Origin of the sequence: Methanobrevibacter sp. TLL-48-HuF1 (genome assembly GCF_023617305.1) — an archaeon.
Taxonomy (GTDB): domain Archaea; phylum Methanobacteriota; class Methanobacteria; order Methanobacteriales; family Methanobacteriaceae; genus Methanocatella; species Methanocatella intestini.
The window spans coordinates 243284-264665 of the sequence record NZ_CP081485.1 but is presented as its reverse complement, the minus strand read 5'-3'; the positions used below and the strand labels follow the sequence as shown (position 1 = coordinate 264665).

20 protein-coding genes are annotated in these 21382 nt (G+C 31.2%); 12 read left to right on the top strand and 8 right to left on the bottom strand.

The features are described from left to right. Positions 1–38: 38 nt before the first annotated feature. Together xerA and K4897_RS01290 are read right to left on the bottom strand one after the other, a co-directional pair. Positions 39–1034 carry a site-specific tyrosine recombinase/integron integrase gene (xerA, locus tag K4897_RS01295; RefSeq protein WP_250416310.1) on the bottom strand — a complete coding sequence of 332 codons (996 nt, stop codon included), beginning with the start codon at positions 1032–1034 and terminating at the stop codon, positions 39–41. A gap of 13 nt (positions 1035–1047) precedes the next feature. Continuing rightward, complete coding sequence (locus K4897_RS01290; RefSeq protein ID WP_250416308.1) at positions 1048–1638, bottom strand: restriction endonuclease subunit S; 591 nt, start codon at positions 1636–1638, stop codon at positions 1048–1050. Between the two features lie 317 nt (positions 1639–1955). Between K4897_RS01290 and K4897_RS01285 the strand changes: the two genes are divergently transcribed. Next, a complete protein-coding gene (locus K4897_RS01285; RefSeq protein WP_250415666.1) occupies positions 1956–3452 on the top strand; it encodes a transposase in 1497 nt (498 codons plus the stop codon). 14 nt (positions 3453–3466) lie between these two features. Here the strand turns inward: K4897_RS01285 and K4897_RS01280 are convergent, their stop codons facing one another. Next, positions 3467–4009, bottom strand: a complete 543-nt coding sequence (locus K4897_RS01280) for a restriction endonuclease subunit S (RefSeq protein ID WP_250416306.1) — start codon at positions 4007–4009, stop codon at positions 3467–3469. A 226-nt stretch (positions 4010–4235) separates the two neighbouring features. Here K4897_RS01280 and K4897_RS01275 point away from each other — a divergent pair, with 226 nt between their 5' ends. Continuing rightward, the gene (locus K4897_RS01275) at positions 4236–6548 is read left to right on the top strand and encodes an Ig-like domain repeat protein (protein WP_250416305.1); all 2313 of its coding nucleotides are present in this window, start codon (positions 4236–4238) and stop codon (positions 6546–6548) included. Between the two features lie 39 nt (positions 6549–6587). Here K4897_RS01275 and K4897_RS01270 read toward each other — a convergent pair whose 3' ends face one another. From K4897_RS01270 to K4897_RS09115, 4 genes are all read right to left on the bottom strand, one after another. Continuing rightward, entirely contained in the window at positions 6588–6686 is a 99-nt protein-coding gene (locus K4897_RS01270; RefSeq protein WP_256468733.1) for a CRISPR-associated endoribonuclease Cas6, read from the bottom strand. Between the two features lie 7 nt (positions 6687–6693). Next, positions 6694–6987 carry a hypothetical protein gene (locus K4897_RS01265; protein WP_004034167.1) on the bottom strand — a complete coding sequence of 98 codons (294 nt, stop codon included), beginning with the start codon at positions 6985–6987 and terminating at the stop codon, positions 6694–6696. 381 nt (positions 6988–7368) lie between these two features. Then, positions 7369–7509, bottom strand: coding sequence for a hypothetical protein (locus K4897_RS01260; RefSeq protein WP_250416303.1), 141 nt, complete (start codon positions 7507–7509; stop codon positions 7369–7371). A gap of 114 nt (positions 7510–7623) precedes the next feature. Further along, positions 7624–7755, bottom strand: a complete 132-nt coding sequence (locus tag K4897_RS09115; protein WP_256468704.1) for a hypothetical protein — start codon at positions 7753–7755, stop codon at positions 7624–7626. A 333-nt stretch (positions 7756–8088) separates the two neighbouring features. Here K4897_RS09115 and K4897_RS01255 point away from each other — a divergent pair, with 333 nt between their 5' ends. Both K4897_RS01255 and K4897_RS01250 read left to right on the top strand, forming a co-directional pair. After that, the gene (locus tag K4897_RS01255) at positions 8089–9291 is read left to right on the top strand and encodes an ATP-binding protein (RefSeq protein WP_019267506.1); all 1203 of its coding nucleotides are present in this window, start codon (positions 8089–8091) and stop codon (positions 9289–9291) included. 159 nt (positions 9292–9450) lie between these two features. After that, on the top strand, positions 9451–10878 hold the full coding sequence (locus K4897_RS01250; RefSeq protein ID WP_250416302.1) for an asparagine synthetase B: 1428 nt from the start codon (positions 9451–9453) through the stop codon (positions 10876–10878). 11 nt (positions 10879–10889) lie between these two features. On the opposite strand, the gene K4897_RS01245 is transcribed toward K4897_RS01250, so the two are convergent. Further along, the gene (locus tag K4897_RS01245) at positions 10890–14114 is read right to left on the bottom strand and encodes a C1 family peptidase (protein ID WP_250416300.1); all 3225 of its coding nucleotides are present in this window, start codon (positions 14112–14114) and stop codon (positions 10890–10892) included. 239 nt (positions 14115–14353) lie between these two features. On the opposite strand from K4897_RS01245, the gene gatC reads away from it, so the two are divergent. The 8 genes from gatC (at position 14354) to K4897_RS01205 (ending at position 21277) form a co-directional block, all read left to right on the top strand. Then, positions 14354–14569: an Asp-tRNA(Asn) amidotransferase subunit GatC gene (gatC, locus tag K4897_RS01240; RefSeq protein WP_019265636.1), complete on the top strand. Its 216-nt coding sequence runs from the start codon at positions 14354–14356 to the stop codon at positions 14567–14569. A gap of 11 nt (positions 14570–14580) precedes the next feature. Next, the gene (locus K4897_RS01235) at positions 14581–15066 is read left to right on the top strand and encodes an amino acid-binding protein (RefSeq protein ID WP_019264093.1); all 486 of its coding nucleotides are present in this window, start codon (positions 14581–14583) and stop codon (positions 15064–15066) included. A gap of 7 nt (positions 15067–15073) precedes the next feature. Then, positions 15074–16093: a homoserine dehydrogenase gene (locus K4897_RS01230; RefSeq protein WP_019264092.1), complete on the top strand. Its 1020-nt coding sequence runs from the start codon at positions 15074–15076 to the stop codon at positions 16091–16093. 27 nt (positions 16094–16120) lie between these two features. Continuing rightward, the gene (locus K4897_RS01225) at positions 16121–17353 is read left to right on the top strand and encodes a cofactor-independent phosphoglycerate mutase (RefSeq protein ID WP_250416298.1); all 1233 of its coding nucleotides are present in this window, start codon (positions 16121–16123) and stop codon (positions 17351–17353) included. Between the two features lie 121 nt (positions 17354–17474). After that, positions 17475–18836 (top strand): MATE family efflux transporter, encoded by a 1362-nt coding sequence (locus K4897_RS01220; protein ID WP_250416296.1) that lies wholly within the window; start codon positions 17475–17477, stop codon positions 18834–18836. Continuing rightward, positions 18833–19255: a flavodoxin gene (locus K4897_RS01215; protein ID WP_019264089.1), complete on the top strand. Its 423-nt coding sequence runs from the start codon at positions 18833–18835 to the stop codon at positions 19253–19255. The genes K4897_RS01220 and K4897_RS01215 overlap by 4 nt, the downstream gene beginning before the upstream one ends. Positions 19256–19312: 57 nt before the next feature. Beyond that, entirely contained in the window at positions 19313–20104 is a 792-nt protein-coding gene (locus tag K4897_RS01210) for an alpha/beta hydrolase family protein (RefSeq protein ID WP_250416294.1), read from the top strand. Between the two features lie 15 nt (positions 20105–20119). Next, positions 20120–21277, top strand: coding sequence for an aldo/keto reductase (locus K4897_RS01205; RefSeq protein WP_250416292.1), 1158 nt, complete (start codon positions 20120–20122; stop codon positions 21275–21277). Positions 21278–21382 lie beyond the last annotated feature (105 nt).

Genomic DNA, 21382 nt, shown 5'->3' with positions numbered 1-21382 from the left:
GGACTTTAAAATCTTAATTCTATTTTATAAATCTTTTTTTAACTTAAATATTTTCTATGTGAGTTTTTCACATTGTTCTGATTAACCATAGCATAGTGCATTGTTGTATCTATTTGTACATGTCCTAATAGTTTTTGTACTTGTTCTATTGGCATTCCTTTGTCAATTGCATTTGTTGCCATAGTTCTTCTGAATTTATGGGGGTGGACTCTTTTGATATTGGCTTGCTTTCCAAGTTCACGTATTCTTCGCTCAACACCATTTATTCCCAAACGATTGTATGGTTTTTTAAATGAGACAAATAATGCAGGATTTTCATCTTTACGTGTTTCTAAATAGTTCATTAAATGTATTTTTGTTTTAGCATCAAAATATACAGTTCTTTCACTATCACCTTTTCCCAAAACAATACATTCACGTTCATTAAAAAATACATCATCTATATTTAAGTTTACAAGTTCTCCAACACGTATTCCAGTTGAATTTAAAAGTTCAACCATTGCAAGATCTCTAATATTATTACAGGTGTCTCTTAATATTTCGAAGTTTTCATCAGTCAAAACTTCTTTTACAGTTTTTCTTGTTTTTATTTTATGAATACGTCTTACAGGATTTTTGACAATATAGTCTTCGTCTTCTAACCAGCTAAAAAAGCTAGATAAAACTCTTCTTACATTGTCGATGGTTATTTTGGATGAATTTGTTTCTTTTTTATAGTTTGCAAGATAGGTTCTTAAATCGTCTGTTGTAATATGTTCTATTTTCTTTTTAATTTTATCAAGCATTTTTATTATTGTTGTCCTATAATATGTTACTGTTCTTTGTGAGCAGCCTTCTACTTGTTTTGCTGATAGAAAATTTAAAACAAGGTCTTGATTTTTCTTAGATTCAATTGATGTTAAAATTTTGTCTTTTTTTATTACATCAAAATGTTCTAAATTTTGTTTTAAAGTATTTTCTAATTTTTTCAGCTGGTTTTTATCTAAAAAAGGTTTCATGTCTGTTTGAATATTGGTTATAATTTTAGTTTTCATTAAAACACCATTTTTAGATATGTTTCTTATTTTGTAATAATGATAAAATTAATTGTACAACAAACATTTGCTGGAGTAATCCTTTTTTAAATTCTTGTGTTATATTAATGCAATTATTAATATTTTCCAAAGTTTTATCGGCATCTACTAATAATTTTCCAATTTGTTGCTGTTCAGGCAAACTAGGGACATTTACTTTCTCAATACAATAATCTTTGAAATAAATATGGGGAATAGATGACCCATTAACATATTTTAACAAATTTAATGTTTGTAAAAGATAATAAAGAAAATGAATATCAAAATTCTTTTTAGGCAATAGATATTGGGAAGTATTCACAATAGATGAATTCTTTTCATGATAACTTAAATTTCCAACTCCTGAACCATCTTTAACAATAGAAATATAATCGGTTTCCATTTCACAAAAATCAATATTCTTTAAAAATCCACTGGCCCCATATAATGGATAGGTTCCAGTATTATCCTCCAATTGATTAATTGAAATACTAGATGATTTTACACTTAATAAATCTTTTAATTTATATTGTTTCCATTCATCTTTAAAATCAAATCTTAATTTTTGTGCAAAAATCTGTTGCATCAAATACTTTTTGAAATCTTGGTATGATTCATATTTTCTTTCTAATATTGTTATTTTTTTGTCTATTGAAGGGTGTCCGCCAAAATTGATTTTTGATTTTTCGTCAAAAAAATTTTTGGGCTTAATTTTTATTATTTTTAATATATTTCAATTAATTTTTGTTTATTTTATTTTATTTGGTTTAATTATTTTTTAAATTATTGTTTAGTTTTATTTTATTCTTATTTTTGATTTTTAATGGTTTTAAGACAGTTAAGTTTATATACTTTGTTGTACATATTTTATATTAGATATAAGTTGTTTTGGTGTTGTTATTTATGGTTAAAAGAAAGTTTGATAGGAATCAGGCAAAATTGGGCATTAATACTCTTGATTGGAATGTTCCGGAGAATCATATTTCTCGTTTTGTTGTTGAATTTGTTGAAGAAGTTTTTCCACTTTTAAATATCAAAGAACCCAAGAAAAAGAAAGGAAGAGACTCCCTTCCAGTGGATTCCATGTTAAAATTGCTTATTTATGCCAAAATCCAACATATTGATAGAACATCAATAATTGCAGATATGGCGCGATACCATGATATATTTAAATACGTGTGCGATGATATTAGACCTTCTGAAAGATCAATCCAAAGATATCGAAGAGAATATGGCCATTATTTTGAAGTATTGCTGCAAATGACATTAAAAAAGGCCTTTGATGAAGGATTCACTGAATTTAATCACGTTGCCATTGATGGAACCATCAAAAAAGCATACAATTCCAACAACAACACCATTACAAAAAAAGAAACTCAAATATTGATCGATTACTACGAAGGACGACCTATTGACCCTGAATGTCTTGAAAAACTTCACAAACCTGCTCAAAGATTATTGGAAAAGAAAGACATAGATGATGAAGATAAATTAGAACTATTATATGGAATAAAAACACAATTTACATTCACAGGACAGGATAAAATTCCAGTAAATGATATAGAAGCAAGATTTATGAAAGGAAAGAAAGGAAACTTCATGGTTGCTTATAATATCCAATCTGCAGTCGATTATGATACCAAATTAATCTGTGCAATAAACGTCACACAAAACCCGACAGACCACTACGAACTACCAATAATCGCAGAAAGAGCAATAAGAAACATTAACACCACACCAAAGTATATAAGTGCCGATACAATATACTTAAACCAAATATCACTATCATACTTAGCAGATAAAAAAATAGATGGTTTAATACCAAATAGAAAGCAAAGTAAAGAAAAAATAGGAAAATTAAATCCAAATCCATACCATAAAGACCATTTTGAATATGATTATGAATTAGATGCATTCAAATGCCCAAAAAATCAATATATGCACTTTTTCGCAAAATACATCGAACCACACAAAGATCCAGAAAAACCAGACAAAATAAAAAGACTCTACAACAATTATGAAGCCTGTAAAAACTGCAAAGCACGAAACAAATGCTTAACAGGCAAACAAACACACAAAACCATCACAGAATACGGATCAGAAATGCAAAAAGCAATGAACGAAAAAATGGAAAAACAGGAATATAAAGACGAATATAGCAAAAGATCAAGCGTTGAAGGACCATTTGGAATATTCAAAGAACAATTCCAAATAGAAAAAGAAGTAGTCATCGGAATGGTAAAAACAGAAGAAAGAATAAACTTAGATGCATTAGCATATAATTTAATACGACTACACAACATAAAACAAGAAATAAAAAACACAACAGAAGATTTAGAAGATTTCTGCGAAAGCACATCCATTAAAAACCAATTAAAACTTGATGTAACAATATTTTAAAAAAAATCAACAAGTCAGCCAAAATTCAATTTTGGCGGACACCCTGAATTAATAAAGTTAGAAATAACTTTTTGTTCATCAACAGAAGGTATCTGAATAGGTATTGAACGAATTAATTTTAAATTTAAACCACCACGACCTCCATCTGAACTTGATAATGCTCTAAGATAATCATATTTAGATTCAAGATAATAGAATAAAAATTTGTAATACAAATTATCATTAGGAATAATTGACGCTATTGATTGATTTGTACATAATTCAATTTTATTTATTGCTACAGTACCTCTTGTTTTTCCTTGACCTGCTAAAGCAATTAAAACTGAATTTTTTGGGACTAATTTAGTACTTGAATTATTATATCCTTCAGAAGTAATAAATTTATCAGTGAAATAGACATATTTCTTATGAACTTCACCTGAAGATAACCAAGGTATATTTCCCCCATCCCAATATTCTTCTACTGATGTTTTAGGAGTTGCTCCAGCAACAACATTTTCAACCAATTCCCCTAATTTGTATTTTTCAAAATCAGAATGTTCGAAATCAAATCGCAATATTACTTTTAACTATTATTTAATAATCATTAAAAAAACTATTTTTATATATGGGATTATAAAAGAAACTAGTGCTGAATTTTTTAGTTTTCGGATATTTTCTGTTTTTTAGTTGAATCCATATGCTGATTTGGATTTCTAAAAACACATTTGAATTTCATAATAAATGTCATATATTTTAATACAATCATTACTATAACTATTAATATTGATTGTAGGTGAATTCATGTTCAATAAAAAGTATTTTATTTTAGTTTTTTTTGTTTTTCTGATAGCTATAACTTCAGTCAGTGCGCAGGATGATGCTGTAGCTAGTCAGGATTTAAATGAATTGTCATTTAATGATAATGTGGTGTTGGATACTAACACTGATGCAGAACACTATGCAGACGGTGCCGTAAGACAGGACACAGGTCAGACTGCTGATGATTTGATTAATTTAAGTGAATGCAGTTCAGCTGTTCTTCAGGTAAGTGATAATGAAGGAGTTATTTGTGTCAGGCGTGATGCTGCAAATGCTGCTGATATTTATATTGAAAGCGGTAGCTGGGGAGATATTGGTTATCTGAAGCAATATAAAACCAGTGGTGATTATTTTTCACATGCAATTGTCACATCCAACGGATGGCTTATTGGTAATGGCGGTGTAACTGACGGTTCGGCATTTCGCCAGATTGAAAGCATAGCTTCTGAAATGGTTGTCACCAATCAGATTACAAATGATTATCTTTCAAGAATTTATAAGATAATGTCCAGATATTCTTTAGGTCATTTTGTAATTAAGGCGGCTGACGGAACCTATGGTGTTGTTTTCAGTAATTTGTATCATGTTTCTAAACTGCAGCCAGGACAGTATGTTTTATGTCCTAATGTTTATTCCATGTCTCAAAAAGGCAGTTATGACAGCAGTCTGAATCCGGTTGATGCTGCTATTAAAAAAGTTTATACTGACAGCTATGGTGTCAATAGGAGGAATATAATGACTTATCACTGGAAGCTGACTGCTTCTTCTGATGGACTGTCCTATGGAGTAGATTCCTATGCATCAAATGATGACGGTAGAGGTGTTGGCCGATCAACATCCCATATGGCAGATAATGTTTATTACTTCAGTAATTTCCATTCAAGAAATTCCCTTCCCTTAGCCAGGGATAAAGTGTTTTTGGGAACTCATGTTTTTGGCGGCAGTATTGAAGTTTTCAAATTACTGACTCCTGTCAGTTCATGTCTTGTTGGAGATAATATTGAGCTGAAATATCAGGTTAACTATATTGCTCATTCAAGTCCGATAGTTCAGTTTGATATTCCTGAAGGATTTGATTTTAATAATGCAACTGTATCTAAAGGAAGTTACCGATTGGATTCTGGTCGCATTGTAGTTTGGAATTTAAATGACTGTGATATGAATAATTACATCACAATTTCTCTTAAGGCACTTAAATCAGGACAAGTTGATTTATACCATTCACTGGATAATAATTTTGTCGGAAGCGATAAGCTATTTGCAAATGATTATGGTGCCGTACTTTGGGTAAATGATGTAAACAAATATTATAAAGGTCCTGAAAGGCTTAATGTATACTTAAAAGATGTTAATGGTAATCCTATTGCTGGTGAAAATGTTATCATTAATATCAATGGTGTTGATTATAAAAAAGTTAGTGATGATAAAGGCGCTGCTTCACTGGCAGTTAATTTGGAGTCTGGGGAATATCCGGCTAAAGTAACTTATAATGGACGTTTCGGCAGTGATTCTAAAGAAGTCAATATAAACGTATCAAAAACTATTGAAAGTAAGGATATTGTAAAGATGTTCAGAAATGCAACACAGTATTATGCAAAATTCATTGATACTTCAGGAAATCCTTTAGCTAACAGGGCAGTTACATTCAATATCAACGGTGTGTTTTACACAAGAAACACTGATGATTCAGGTTATGCAAAATTAAACATTAACTTAAGACCAGGAACCTACATTTTAACGGCATACAATCCTGTAAACAATGAGAAAAAAGGTTTCAACATAACTGTCAAAGCACTTATCTGTGAAAACCATGATATAGTCAAATATTATAAAAACAGCACACAATACACAGCAAAAGTCTATGATAAAGACGGAAGCTTAGCTGTTGGTAAAACTGTAACATTTAACATAAACGGAGTATTTTATAACAGAACAGTTGATGAAAATGAAACAGTAACACTAAACATCAATTTGAATCCCGGAAAATATATTGTAACTGCAATATATGAAGGATATGATGTGGGAAACAATGTGGTTGTTAAAAGTGTCCTGCTTACTGATGATTTGTCCATGAAGTTTAAGGACGGCAGTAAATTTAATGCAACTGTTCTTGACGGTCAGGGAAAACCCTTAGCTAATCAGACAGTGATATTCAATGTAAACGGAGTATTTTACAATAAAACAACAGCAGATAATGGTGTTGCAAGTTTAAATATCCGACTTCTCAGGGGAGAATATATCATCACTTCAATATGGAACAGTTATCAGATTGGAAATAAAATTACAATCAGTTAGGAGAAATCTTCTCTTAACTCTTTTTTTATTTTTATTAACTTATTTCAATAATTTAACCATTCCAAAACCCATTGAATTTTTCTCACCTATTCCGACATCATAAGCAAATTCAATCAGGTCCAGGTCACCTTCTAAAATAAGATCATTATAATCCTCCAGGAGGATGGAAATTTGATGTATCTAGTTCCACTATATTTAATACATAATTTGAATGCATTTTAATACTGCCGCAACTATTTCCATTATTATCTTCAAGTATCGCATATATAGTATCGGCATCATAATATTTGTATTCTACTATATGACAATCATATTTTTCACAATATTTCTCAACAGTCATGCCATGTTGTGTTTGGATATCTGCATAAATATAAATGCCTATTCCTACAATAGCTATTACTGCTATTAATCCGATTACAATTAATTTTTGAGTTTTCATTTTTTATCAAATCACTTATTATTTTTTTATTTCACTTTACTGTGTAAGGTAATTGTGTAGAATATTTGAAACATCACAATCCTTATTTTAATGGATAACACTTCACAGTATACAATCCACTAGCCATTTATATTATTTCTGTAGTGGGGATTTTATAAAAATTATTTAGTCATGAATATTAAATGGATTGATAATCTTCAAATATGCAATCATTTAGTACAACATTGTATAGCTCTTTTATTGTTTCATAATATAAATCTGTTTTCGATGGTAATTATTTCTTATTTCTTCAAGTATTTTTTTAAAGATTACTTTATTTTCTAATGTGTTGAAATAATACTACCTTATTAATATGTCTATTAGAATGGTAGAAAATTTTAGTTATCTTATTTTATTATCAAATTCCCTTACAAAGTATTTTTCTAATGTATCTAAATATTCTGATTTTGCATATTTAATAAATTTATTTGCATAGTTATATACTCTTTTAATACCCTTAGGTTCCACATATACTGATATCACATATGATTATCCAAATTCTTTTTGTATTTGTGGATATGATACATATTTTCTTGCATTCCTAACTCCAAACTTCTATTATGTTATTTAATAATTGTTTTGCTATTTGTTGTTTATTTATTTATCTGAAGAATATAATAAAGTAATTTTTCTAGGGTTTTTAGTTACTCCAACATAAATTAAGCTAATAGTATCAATTCCAAATGAATCTCCAAGTATTTTAGTAAGATTTATACTATTTATTAACAAAATTATATCCTATGGAATACTCATAAATTAATTTTAATAATATGTGCTATAATTGGCTACTCATAATTGTGGTGAAGAATAAAACTATAAATCCCTATACTTTCTTCCTTCAGCTCCAGTTATATCTTTCTTAACTTCATATAACAGCTTGTTTGATATATATGTTTTATTATATCACATTAGCCACTGTCAAACAGTGAGCAGAATTATGTATAACTTGATTTTACATTAATTGTACTGGGTAATGAGTAGTTAAACAAAAATGTTTATTTATTTAATAGATTATAATAGTAGTATTAAAAGGTAGTAATGGATATTAAGGAGTGAATTTTAATGTTGGATGATTTTGATTTTGATAAGGAAAGTCCGTTTCAACCAGGTCATCCAGTCAGTCCATATTATTTTAAAGGAAGAACTAAAATAGTTAAAAAAATTTTAAGATACTTGAATAAAGCAGAAAAAGGTGATGTTCAGCATTATTTTATCACTGGGGAAAAAGGTATGGGTAAAACATCTTTAGCAAGATATGTTCAGGACTTTGTTCAAGACAAAATGGTGGGAGTATATATTTCAAATAAAGGAAATCATTCTTTAGAAAATTTAGTAAAACAAATTTTAGAAGAGTTGATTAACTCTGCACCAAAAGATTCCATAAAATCTAAAATTAAAAATATTTTTGGAGATTATGTTGAAAGTATTGAAGTTAAAGGAAATAAATTCAATTTTAAACTAGATGAGTATGCTTCTAGAGATATTGTTGATAATTTTTTATATTATTTGAATAAATCATATGAAGAATTATGTACTGAAAAGGGTATTTTTTTAATTATTGATGATATTAATGGTTTATCTGAATCAAAAGAGTTTGTCGATTGGTATAAAAAGTTTGCAGATTCTATTGAAATGAAAGATTATAATATTCCATTATATATTCTATTAGCCGGATATCCTGAAAAATTTAATAGTCTTGTAAATCAGGATGAATCTTTTTCAAGAATTTTTCATTATAATCATATTGATTATTTAAATTCCAAGGAAATTACTGAGTTTTTTCAGGATACTTTTGATAGTGTAGGAATTAAATGTGATGATGACTCTTTAAAGTATATGGTAACTTTTTCAGAGGGTATTCCTTTGATGATGCAGGAAATAGGAGATTCTGTTTTTTGGGAAGTTGAGGAAAATATTGTTAATAAGGAATATGCAATTAAAGGTATTGTTGAAGCAGGTAGATTAATAGGTAAACGACAGATAAAACCAGTTATGGATAAATCTATCCGTAGTAAGAATTATGAAAGTATTTTAATGAAATTAGGTGATAAAGGATTTGACTCATTTAAGAAAAGTGATTTTGAAAAATTCTTATCAGCTTCTGAAAAAAAAGTTTTTTCGAAGTTTCTTCAAAGAGCAACAGAACTTCATATTTTAGAATCTATTGGTAAAGAAAAAAGCGGTGAATATAAATTCAGCAATAGATTATATTTAGTTTATTTCATGATTTTAAATTTAGAAAAAGAATATAATTTAAATGGATAAGGAAGTTAAAAAAGATTAATGAGTTCATTACACTTAATAAATGGTTTCCAAGTAAAATTCACACAACTTTTTGCTTGCAAATAAATAAAGAGAAATAAATTGAATTATAATAAATAACTGTTAAATTAATATTATAAAAAATAGGATATGTAAGGTAATATGTGTTCAATAGTTGGTCTTCAGGGTAATTTCAAAGCTAATGATTTAATAGCTATGTTAAAAACCTCAAAAAGTAGGGGAAAAGATGCTTCCGGAATATTTTTAGACGGTAAAATACAAAAAGGGATTGATTTAAACGATTTTGATGATAACAACACTTATTCTTTAGGTTTAGGTCATAATCTGCTGGCTGTCCATAATTTGGAAAACAGGACTTCTCACACTCAGCCAATAGCTAAAAACAGTTTAACTTTGGTTTTCAATGGTGAGATTTATAATTATTCTTCTCTAAAGAATTTGCTGGCTAAATTAACAAAAAATAAAGATATTTCTTCTGATTCTGAGTTATTGCTTAATTTAATTGATTTTTATTATGGGGATGATCTGCTTCAGGCAGTTGAAAAAACAAATAATCTCTTAGACGGGGATTATGCCTATGCTGTTACAGACGGCACTAACCTGGCTGTCTCAAGAGATCCATTAGGTGTCAAACCTTTATTTTACACACAAAATGCTTTTGCTTCTTCAAAACAGTGTTTGAAAGGAGATATCAAAACATTAAAGCCGGGGCATATACTTTACAACTGGAAAGAAATAGCTCCTAAAACGGATATTTTCCAGAAGAGGTTTGAAACCGACAACAGAAAACTTGAAAAGCTTCTTAAACTGGCTGTTTTAAAAAGGGTTGAGGATTTGAATGAAGTTGGAGTAATATTTTCAGGAGGTGTTGACAGCTCTTTGATAGCTTTGCTGCTTCGGGAAATATCTTTAAATAAAAATCTTAAAGTTACTTTGTATGCTGTCGGTAAAAAGGATTCCAAGGATGTAGTTGCTGCTAAGTGTGTAGCCGAGTATTTGGGTCTTCCTCTAAAGGTTCATGACATTACGGAAAGTATTGTAAAGGACAGTCTGAAAGATGTTGTTCAGGCAATTGGTGAAAATAATCTGATGAAAATCGGAGTTGGAATGACTGTTTATCTTGCTTCTAAAATGATAGCTGAAGATAACATTAAGGTAGCTATTTCAGGTCAGGGTGCTGATGAGCTGTTTGGTGGATATAACAGATATCTGAATAGCTATATGGAAAATACTTTAGATGATGAGTTAAGACATGATCTGGCTAATATGTATCATGTTAATCTTGAACGAGATGATGCATGTTCAATGGCAAATGGCGTTGAGCTGCGTCTTCCTTTTTTAGATAAAAATCTTGTTGAATTTGCTCTTAATATTCCGGTCAGATATAAGATTTCAGGTTCTGATGATAAGCTGCGCAAAAATATTTTAAGAAAACTGGCTTTTAACTTGGGACTGGATAAGCAGATTGCTTACAGACCAAAAAAAGCAGCCCAGTACGGTACCGGAATTGATAAGATTTTAAGAAAAAAAGTTTTAAGGGATATTGATATTGGGGAGTATTTAAAATAGAGTTTAAAACTCTATTTAAGGACAGTTACTCCATACCCCATATCTAAGCCTGTTACCGGTTCAATAGCTGTTATGATATATTTTCCAGGCATCAGATTTATATTTAAAGTAGCCAAACCGTTATCATCGCTCTGGCAGATATAGAAAACACCGTTTATGTTAAATGTTACATTTGTATTAGATAGCGGATTACCGTTTCCCTTAACAAAGCTTGCATTGAATTGTGATGCATTTAAATATGTTGTTAAGTTTTCAGCTATAATTGTAGGTAAAACTGTAATGTTAAATCCTATATCCAATCCGGTTTCAGGATTAGTAGCTGTTAGGGTGTAATTTCCAGGTCTTAAGTTTATATTTAACTTTGCAACACCGTTACTGTCAGTTTCACGGGTGTAGAAGACTCCATTAATATTAAATGTTACATTTGTATTAGCTAGTGCTTCTCCATTGCCTTTAACAAACCTGGCATAAAACTCTGTTCCGTTTTTATAATATTTAACAAGATTATCTCCAATAATTGCAGATAAAACAGTTACTGTGTTTGTTTTATTTATTCCGTTGAAGTAAGTTGTAATATTATAAGTTCCAGGTCTTAAGTTAATATTTAGGTAAGCTGTTCCATTTTCATCACTGGTTTTTGTGTAATTGACTCCATTTATGTTAAATGTCACATTTACATTAGCTGCGTTAACATTTGCACTGAATTTTGAAGCATTTTTATAATATTTTACCAAATCGCTGCTTTTAATTGAATTGGCTATTGTGTAAACTTTCAAACAGATTATATTTTCAGATGTATTCCATATTTTGCCGTCGGCACTTATAAATGATGTATAACCGTCATTGTGTACTCTGGTATTTATTGATAATGGAACATTTACACCTTTAATTACAGCTCTAAAAAGGTCTCCTTTGTTAACTGGAATGTAATTATTTAATTTAATAGTTGAAAAACCGCTAAATGCGCTTATTCCACTTTGTGTGTGTTTTAATATATCATTTACATAGATGCTGATTTCGTATTTTTCACCACTGTTGTTGAAGTAGGTTCCAACTGCAGCTATCAAATCATTTTCAAGGGCTTCAAATTCATTGGCATAATAAATATGACTTAAATTGAAGTTTTCATATTTGTCCATTCCGCTAATATCAATCTGGTAGTTTTTATTATATGAAACAGTGTTGTTTACAATAACACCTATTGCAGGATAACCCGTACAAATTGTATCATAATATGAAATGTATAAATATCCTTCGTCACCAAAATCAGTTCCCCAGCTGTTTTTAAGGATAAATGCACCGTCTCCAGGTGGAGTTATCATGAAGTTGTCTTTGCTGTAACTGTCATCCCATCCGACAAGAAGAACTGCATGGTTTGCCTCTTCAGTTCCATTATAATATTGTGCTGCGGTTTTTGAATTGTAGTATGGGGCTTGCTGCTGAGCATTGTAGGCAACCCAAAGTCCGCCATATTTAATTAAAGCATCTTTCAGCTGATTGTTGTCAGTTGAATTCATACGTGGGTGAACAAAAATCATGTCCTGAACATGAATGTCTTCGTTAGTGGATATTAATGGGGATATTTTTCCAAGTTCATCATAGGAGTCGTATCTGCTTGGAAACATTCCAAGCCAGCTTAATAAATATCCTGCTCCCATAAATTCGGTTCCGCCTTCATTTTCTATGGTATGACCGTAAAGGGAGTATTTAATCATACTGTTTTGAACATTGTTTTCAGAAAAATCATATTCAGTATCTGTTGCTTTAAGAAGAGCTGATTCTAAAGATCCGCAGGTTCCGAATGTCCAGCATGCACCTATTGCACCCTGATTTTTAACTGAACTTACCCATCCGAAGTCACGTAAATCAAATCTGGAAGGAAGTTTAGTTAAAGTTATTGTATTGTTTACTAAAGTTAATGTAATTCCGGAGCCGTCAACAATTGTTGCATAGATTGTATTATTTAATGAAATGATGTCATCAGTAAAATTGCAGTTTAGTGCAGTGTAGTTTTTATCAAATGCAGAAAAAATTCCTGTTGTGTTAAATTGGGAATTATTGGTGAAATAGTTTTTATTCATAAATAATGATGTGTCATAGGTGTATATTGCCCCGCCGTCAAATGCAGCAAAGTTATTTGTGAAACTGGAATTGGTTATTGTTGCATTTGTCATGTCCAGATATAAGCCGCCTCCATTTGATCCCCTGGCATCATCATTTAATCCGCGGTTGTCTGCAAAATTGTTATTGTTTAATTTTAAATTAACATATGATGCATATATTGCTCCGCCATCATAAAAAGCGGTGTTCTGTGTGAAATTACAGTTTTCAACAGTTAAACTGCCTTCAAGCTGAAGTATAGCTCCTCCAAATTCTGCATATGAGTGTGTAAAAGTTGAATTTGAAATTTCCACATTTTCAACTAAATCAAAGTATAGGCTTCCTCCGTTTTTTTCGCAGCTTATATTTTTAAATTCAGAGTTTTTAATTATAACTTCTTTTGATTCTTTAGATCCGATAGCTCCTGCAGTTTTGTTGGATTTTAAGTTGGTGAATTTGGATTTGTCAATCATAACTTTGGAACCTGTAGCATAAACTGCACTGGCATAATTTGAGTTTAGATTAACAAAATCAGTATTGGCAATATTTGCATTTGCACCTATAAGATACACTGCACCCCAGTCTGAATGGGATGTTCTGATTTCGCTATTGCTTATTTTAATATCTCCGTAAGCTCCAAAAACAGCACTTCCTTTTTCGGAAGTTGTATTTATAAATGAGGAATCTTCAATAGTTAAGCTTCCCCCACTTATCAGACATGAGCCTGCCTGAGTTGAATTCATGTTTTTAAAGGTTACATTATTTAAAATAATATTGGAATCTTTGGCATATATTCCTGAACCGTATGATGATAATCCGTCAGTTAAAATAAGATTGTTTATTGTTAGATTACATTGAGTTACAAGAAGTATTCTTGCATGATTGGATCCGTCAACAGCATATCCGTTCCCGTTAATTACAAGTTCTCTGTTGTTTATTGTAATTCCCTCAGAATATTTGCCGTCGGCAGTGTCATTATAAACATAATTATGATTTATGTTTAATTCATTACCTGATTCATCTATTGCTGTTTGCAAATCTGTAAATGTATTGCTTTCATTAGCCGAAACACAAGTTAAAGATAACAGCAAAACAAAAGATACAACTAAAATACTTAGTTTGGTTTTATTTAACATTTTACCCACATTTTTAATTTTTTTTTAGTTCTTATGAACATTAATATAATATTAATTTATGATTATTAAATGATGTCGCCAATACAAATAATATTTTTTACACAAAATTGTGTTTTGTCTAAGAAAAGTGATGATATAATTTTAAGTTGGCAAAAAGCCCAAGTTTTAATAAACATTTATTAATATTAAAAAACAAAATTATTTTTATTATTATTGAATTAATCATAGGAGATTTATTTATGAAAATTGAAAAAGATGCAGAAAATATTTTAAACAAGTTTTCAAAAACTTTAGAGGATATTCCAGATCTTGAAGAAACTTGGTATATTACTGATAATTTAAATCTTACTCGTGAAGATAAATCTCATGAGAAACATCCTGAAAAAATTTTAAGGAATGCTCATATTGACAAAGAAGGTAAACTTGTTGTTAAAAGAGCAGATTGGGTTAATTAGGGGAATTTTTTATGAAAATGGATTTGGTTTTAGAACTTATGGATGTTCCGGGACAGCTAGTTTCTGTTTTGGATCCGATTAGTGGCCTTGGTGCAAACCTGGTTACTGTAATCCATAAAAGAGATTCTAAAAATGAAAAAGGAATGATTCCGGTTCAGCTTACTCTTGAAGGTGAACGTGATAGTCTTGACAGGGTTATTGAAAGATTCAAAGAGTTGGGAGTTTCCATTATTGCAATGGACGGAGTTGTTAAAAAGGAAGTTGTAAGCACTATTTTAATTGGCCATATTGTGGATAATGACATTAGAGACACTATGGATAAAATTAATTCTTTGGAAGGTGTTTATGTAGTTGGATTTGATATTAAATTAGATGGAGAATCTAAATCTTCTGCTTTAATTAATATTGAAACAGACTTTGGCATGAAAGAATTTGTATTTGATAAGATTGGTAAAATAGCTGCAGAAAAAGATTTACTTATGATTAATGAAGTTTAGGGATAATATGAAAGAATGTAAAGTCATAGTAATGGGATTTGGTGCAGTTGGTCAAGGTGTGGCTAGGGCAATCTCATTAAAAAAAGACATGATTAAAGAAAGATTTGATGTAGAATTAAAAATAGTAGCTGCTGCAGATTCTTCATCTTCTGCAATTTGTGCTGACGGATTAGATGAAGAACTGCTTGTAAATACTAAAAATGAATTTGGAAAGTTATCCAATTATCCGGAATATGGCAGTACTATTTCAGGTTTGAATGTGTTGGATGCTGTGGAATATGACTGTTTGATGGAAGCAACTCCAACCAATATAACTGATGCAGAACCTGCACTGTCTTTAACTTTAAAAGCATTTAAAGCTGGAAAAGATGTTGTAACCTCCAATAAAGGACATTTAGCTTTAAAATTCAAAGAAGTTGTATCTGAAGCTGAGAAAAACAATGTTGAATTTAAATATGAAGCCAGTGTTGGTGGAGCAATGCCTATTATTAATTTCACAAAAGAAACACTTTCATCCTGTGGAATCAAATCAATTGTAGGAATATTGAACGGTACCACCAATTACATTTTATCAAGAATGGCATCAGAAGGTTCCTCCTATGATATAACCTTAAAAGAATCTCAAGAGTTAGGAATAGCTGAAACAGACCCAACTCAAGATGTTGAAGGTATTGATGCAGCTTGTAAAACTGTAATTTTAGCTAATTCACTTTTAGGAATTGATGCTACTTATGATGATGTTGATGTTGAAGGTATTTCAAATATTACTTCACAGGCTATGGATTTGGCCAGAAAAGAAGGTTATTTAATTAAATTAATAGCTGAAGTTTCTAAAGATAAATTACAGGTATCACCACGTTTAATTAAAAAAGGCAGTGCATTTGACTTAAGCGGAACTTTAAACATGGCTACTGTTCGTACTGACCTTGCCGGTGATGTTAGTGTTATTGGACTTGGAGCAGGATCTCTTGAAACTGCTTCTGCGATGTTGACTGATTTGATTAGTATTTTAAAAGTTAAATACTAATTTACTTTTACTTTTTTTGATGATAATATGAAATATGTAATTTTTATCCCTGACGGTTCAAGTGACTATCCAATTGACGAATTAGACGGTAAGACTCCACTTATGGAGGCTGATACTCCAAACATTGATAAAATGGCAAAAGCGGGTTTTGGAGGTTTAACCAATAATGTTCCTGATGCATACACTCCAGGTTCTGATGTGGCCAATATGAGTATTTTCGGATTTAACCCTGCAAATTATTATACTGGTCGCGGACCACTGGAAGCAGGCAGTATGGGTATTGAAACTACTGATAAGGATGTAATTTTCAGATGCAATACCATTACCCAGAAGGACAACCATATGGATGATTTTAATGCAGGTCATATTACTTCTGGGGAAGCTGAAATACTTATGGACAGCTTAAATGATTATTTCAATGAAAAATATGATGATTTTAAAGGCAGATTCTATTCAGGAGTCAGTTACAGACATCTGTTTGTATATTCCTGTGACAGTGCTGAAGATGCTGAGCTATTGGCTGATTTGAAGACTATGCCTCCTCATGATATTGCAGGTGAAGACTTAAATGAAAATACTTCAGGCGACAAATGGGATGAAAAATTACTTGATTTCATTAAAAAGATTATGTGGGAATCAGGAGAAGTTCTTGAAAATCATGAAGTCAATAAAAAAAGAGTAGCTGATGGCAAAAAACCTGCAAATATGGTATGGCTATGGGGTCAGGGAGTAACACCAACTTTACCTAATTTTAAAGATGTTTACGGATTGGATGCAGCAGTAATCACTGGTGTTGATTTGTTGAAAGGAATTGGTGCTTTTGCAGGCTTTGACATTATTGATGTTCCCGGAGCTACCGGATACTTTGATACTGATTATGAAGCTAAAGGAAAATATGCAATTGAAGCTTTAAAAAATCATGATGTAGTCTTTGTACACATTGAAGCTCCTGATGAAGCAGGACATGCATCAGACACTGCTGAAAAAGTTAAAGCTATTGAACAAATTGACAAGCATATTGTAGGTCCGGTTTTAGACAGTTTAAAAGGTCAGGATTTTAAGGCAGCTATTTTGCCCGATCATCCAACACCGGTTTCAGTTGGAACCCACACAAGAGATGATGTACCTTTAATAATATATTCCTCTGATAAAACAGGTGATGAGAGTGAATCATTTGATGAACAGAGTGTTCTTAAAGGTAGTTTGGATAAAAAAGAAGGATATAAATTAATGTCCAGACTAATTAATGATGATTTTTAGATAAATCATTTCCTTAATCATTTTCTTTTAATGTTGTTAATCGCAACAGTTATATATCTGGAAATTTATAATTTATGTTGTAATTTACAACAATAATTTTATTTTTTATGGTGTACCAAATATGGAATCTTTAATTAAAACCCCGAAACATTATTTATTTTCCAATAAAGCATTATTTGCTTTGTTTTTACCGTTGCTTATTGAGCAGGGACTTGAATTTTTTGTAGGGTTTGCAGATTCTGTAATGGTTGCATCTTTAGGTGAATCAGCAATTTCAGGTGTTTCATTAGTTGATTTTCTAATGCAGCTGCTGATTTTCGGATTTTCTGCACTGGCTACCGGAGGAGCAGTAATAGCCGGTCAGTATTTAGGAAACAATAAGCCAAAAAAAGCTAGAGGAGCATGCAATCAGCTTGTATGGTTTTCCGGAATTTTATCAGTTTTTTTAATGCTATTTGTTTTAATAGCCAAATCCTTTTTAATAAGCACTTTATTTGGTCAGATTGAAGCAGATGTATGGAATTATGCAGATACATATCTGCTGTTTATGGCTTTTTCAATACCGTTTATAGCTATTTACAATGCAGGTGCAGCAATTTACAGAACAAGCGGAAATGCAATTCTGCCAATGAAAATAATGGTTATCTGTGATATTTTAAATGTTATAGGTAATGCATTCGGTATTTATTATTTGGGTTTAGGTGTTGAAGGAGTAGCTGTTCCCACTGTACTTTCAAGACTGGTTGCAGCAGCAGCTATAATGCATTTCACATTAGATGAAAACTTCAAACTGCATATTAAAAGAACTTTAAAACATAAATTTGATTGGAAAGTTCTTAAAAAAGTGCTGAATGTAGGTATTCCCTACGGTATTGAAAACGGTTTATTCCAGTTTGGCCGTGTGCTGGTTTTAAGTTTAGTTTCAACTTTTGGAACAGTCGCTATTGCAGCTAATTCTGTAGGTTATGCAATTGGAGTATTTTCAGTATTGCCCGGTTTTGCAATTAATCTTGGAATGACTGCAGTAATCTCAAGATGTGTTGGAGCAAATGATTATGAACAGGCCAGATATTACAATAAAAAGATTATTTTAATTGTTGTTGTCTGTCATATTATTGTTAATGCATTAATATTTGCCCTATTGCCGGTTATTTTAGGTCTTTATAATTTATCTCCTGCTACTGCAGCACTGTCTGCTAAAATGATTATCTGGCACGGTACACTTGGAATTTTAATTTGGCCAATAGCATTTACACTGCCTAACCTGTTTAGAGGTGCTGGTGATGCAAAATGGGCAATGGCAGTAAGTTTAACAGTAATGTTTACCTGCAGAATAGGTTTGTCTTACATTTTAGCCATAAACTTTAACATGGGAGTATTTGGAACATGGGTAGCTATGTTTATTGACTGGTTCGTAAGAGGCGGATTATACATCTACAGATACTTCAGTAATAAATGGACGGAATATAGGGTGGTTACATGAATCTGATTATATATTTTTCAGCTGAAGGCCATACAAAAAAAGCAGCCTTTAAATTACATGAATTAATAAGCAGTGAAATTTTTGAAATTAAAACGGAAATTCCATATCCTGATGACCATAAAAAACTTTTAGAAGCAGCTAAAAAGCAATGGAAAAACCGCGAAGTTGTAGAACTGGAAAATGATATAAATATAGATAAATTTGATACAATATATTTATGTTATCCCAATTGGTTCGGAACACTTCCATTAGCTGTAGCCAGCTTTTTAAAAAGTCATGATTTTACAGATAAAAAGATAACAGCTATCTGTACTCATGGTGGCAGTGGACTTGGCAACAGTCTGAAAGATATTAAAAAATTAGCTGCAGGTGTTAATATTAAAGGCAGTTTAGCAATTTATTCAGAAGATATAAAATAAATTTATATATTAAAAACATTAAAAATTATGTTGTAATTTGCAACAGTTTGTGATATTATGGTATTGTTTAGAGGAGATATTAAGTGCAAGTCACTTCAAAGAAGAACGTCAATCAGTGTAATTTTACCTGCAGACAACATACATTACTTGCAGGGTACTGAAGAAATAGTAGAAAAGCCATATAAAACATTATACCTGCTGCATGGGCTTTTTGGTAGTGATGATATATTTTTGGCAAACACTACGATTCAGAAATTTGCAGAAGACCATAATATTGCAGTTGTCTTGCCAAGTGGAGAAAATAGCTTTTATGTAGACCAGAAGGACTCTCACAAGTATTACGGTGAGTTTATAGGTCGTGAACTTGTTGAAATGACAAGAAACATTTTCCCCCTGTCTCATAAAAAAGAAGACACATATCTTGCAGGTTTTTCAATGGGAGGATATGGAGCTATTAGAAACGGATTGAAATATCATGGTACTTTTGGATGTATAGGTGCAATTTCTGCAGCTCTGCTGAGTGATGATTTGCATAATTGGGGCGAGGGAGATGATTTACTCTCTTCAAGATCTTTTGCCCAGTCCTGTTTTGGTGATTTGGATAAAGTAATCGGAAGTGACATGGATCCCAAATTTTTAATCGATGATTTGATAGCTAAAAATATTGAAATTCCAAAGATTTTCATGGCAGTTGGAGATAATGACTTCTTATATAATGAAAATATGGATTATTATAATTACTTGAAATCAAGAAATGTTGATGTAGAATTCAGATGCTCTTCAGGAGAACACACCTGGGAGTTTTGCAATGATTATATTAAAGAATTTATAGAATGGCTTCCATTATAAAAAAGAGATGATAATATGAAAAAATTCGGTTTTGGATGCATGAGATTACCATGTAACAGTGACAATCCTGAAGATATTGACATGCCTCAGGTATTTGAAATGGTTGATAAATATATTGAAAGCGGATTCAATTACTTTGACACTGCATACGGATATCATGAGGGATTAAGTGAAGTGGCAATTAGAAAGGCAGTTATTGAAAGATATCCGAGAGAAGATGTAATAATAGCTGATAAATTACCTGTGTACATGCTTAAACCTTCACATAACCTTGAAGAAATATTCAATGAGCAAAAAGAAAGATGTGGTGTTGAGTATTTTGATTATTACATGCTGCACAATCTTACAAACAATTTCTACAATGGAATTATTCCTCAGTTAAATTGTTTTGAGTTTGCAGAAAAGTTAAAGGAAGACGGATTTATCAAACACCTCGGAATTTCATTTCATGATGATGCAGACACTCTTGATAAAATATTAAAGGAACATCCTTCTATAGAATTTGTGCAGTTGCAGATAAACTATCTTGACTGGGACAATGAGGGAATTCAGTCAAGAAAATGCTATGAAGTAGCCAGAAAATACAATAAGGATATTATTGTAATGGAGCCTTTAAAAGGAGGATCACTGGTAAATATTCCAGATGAAGCAGGTAAAATACTGACAGATTCAAATTCTGATTTGTCACTTGCATCATGGGGAATCAGATTTGCAGCCGGTCTGGAAGGTGTTTTAACAGTACTGTCCGGAGTAAGTACATTGGAACAGCTTGAAGACAATTTAAGCTATATGAAAGATTTCGCTCCATTAACTGAAGATGAACAGAAGGTTATTGGAGATGTTGTTGAAATTATTAATGATTCAATAGCTATTCCATGTACTGGGTGTGATTACTGTTTGGACGCATGTCCTACAAACATTCCAATTTCAAAGTTCTTTGCTCTTTACAATGATGTTAAACAATCTATTGAACTTCAGTTTTTACATTATTTCTACTATGATAATTTAGCAAGGAAAAATGCACCTGCATCTTCATGTTTGGAATGCGGGGAATGTGAAAAAAATTGCACTCAGCATATAAAGATTGCTGATGAACTTAAAAAGGTTAAAGACTTGCTGGAAGTTGATTTGGAATCTATGTTATGGGCTCTGTCAAGGACTTTGGTGATTTGAATTTTTAATTTTTAATTTCAAAAAATTTTTTAAATGCTTTTTTGGGTTTTATTTTTTAAAATAAGATAGTAAATTTAATATATTAAGTGGAGCTAATATATTAAT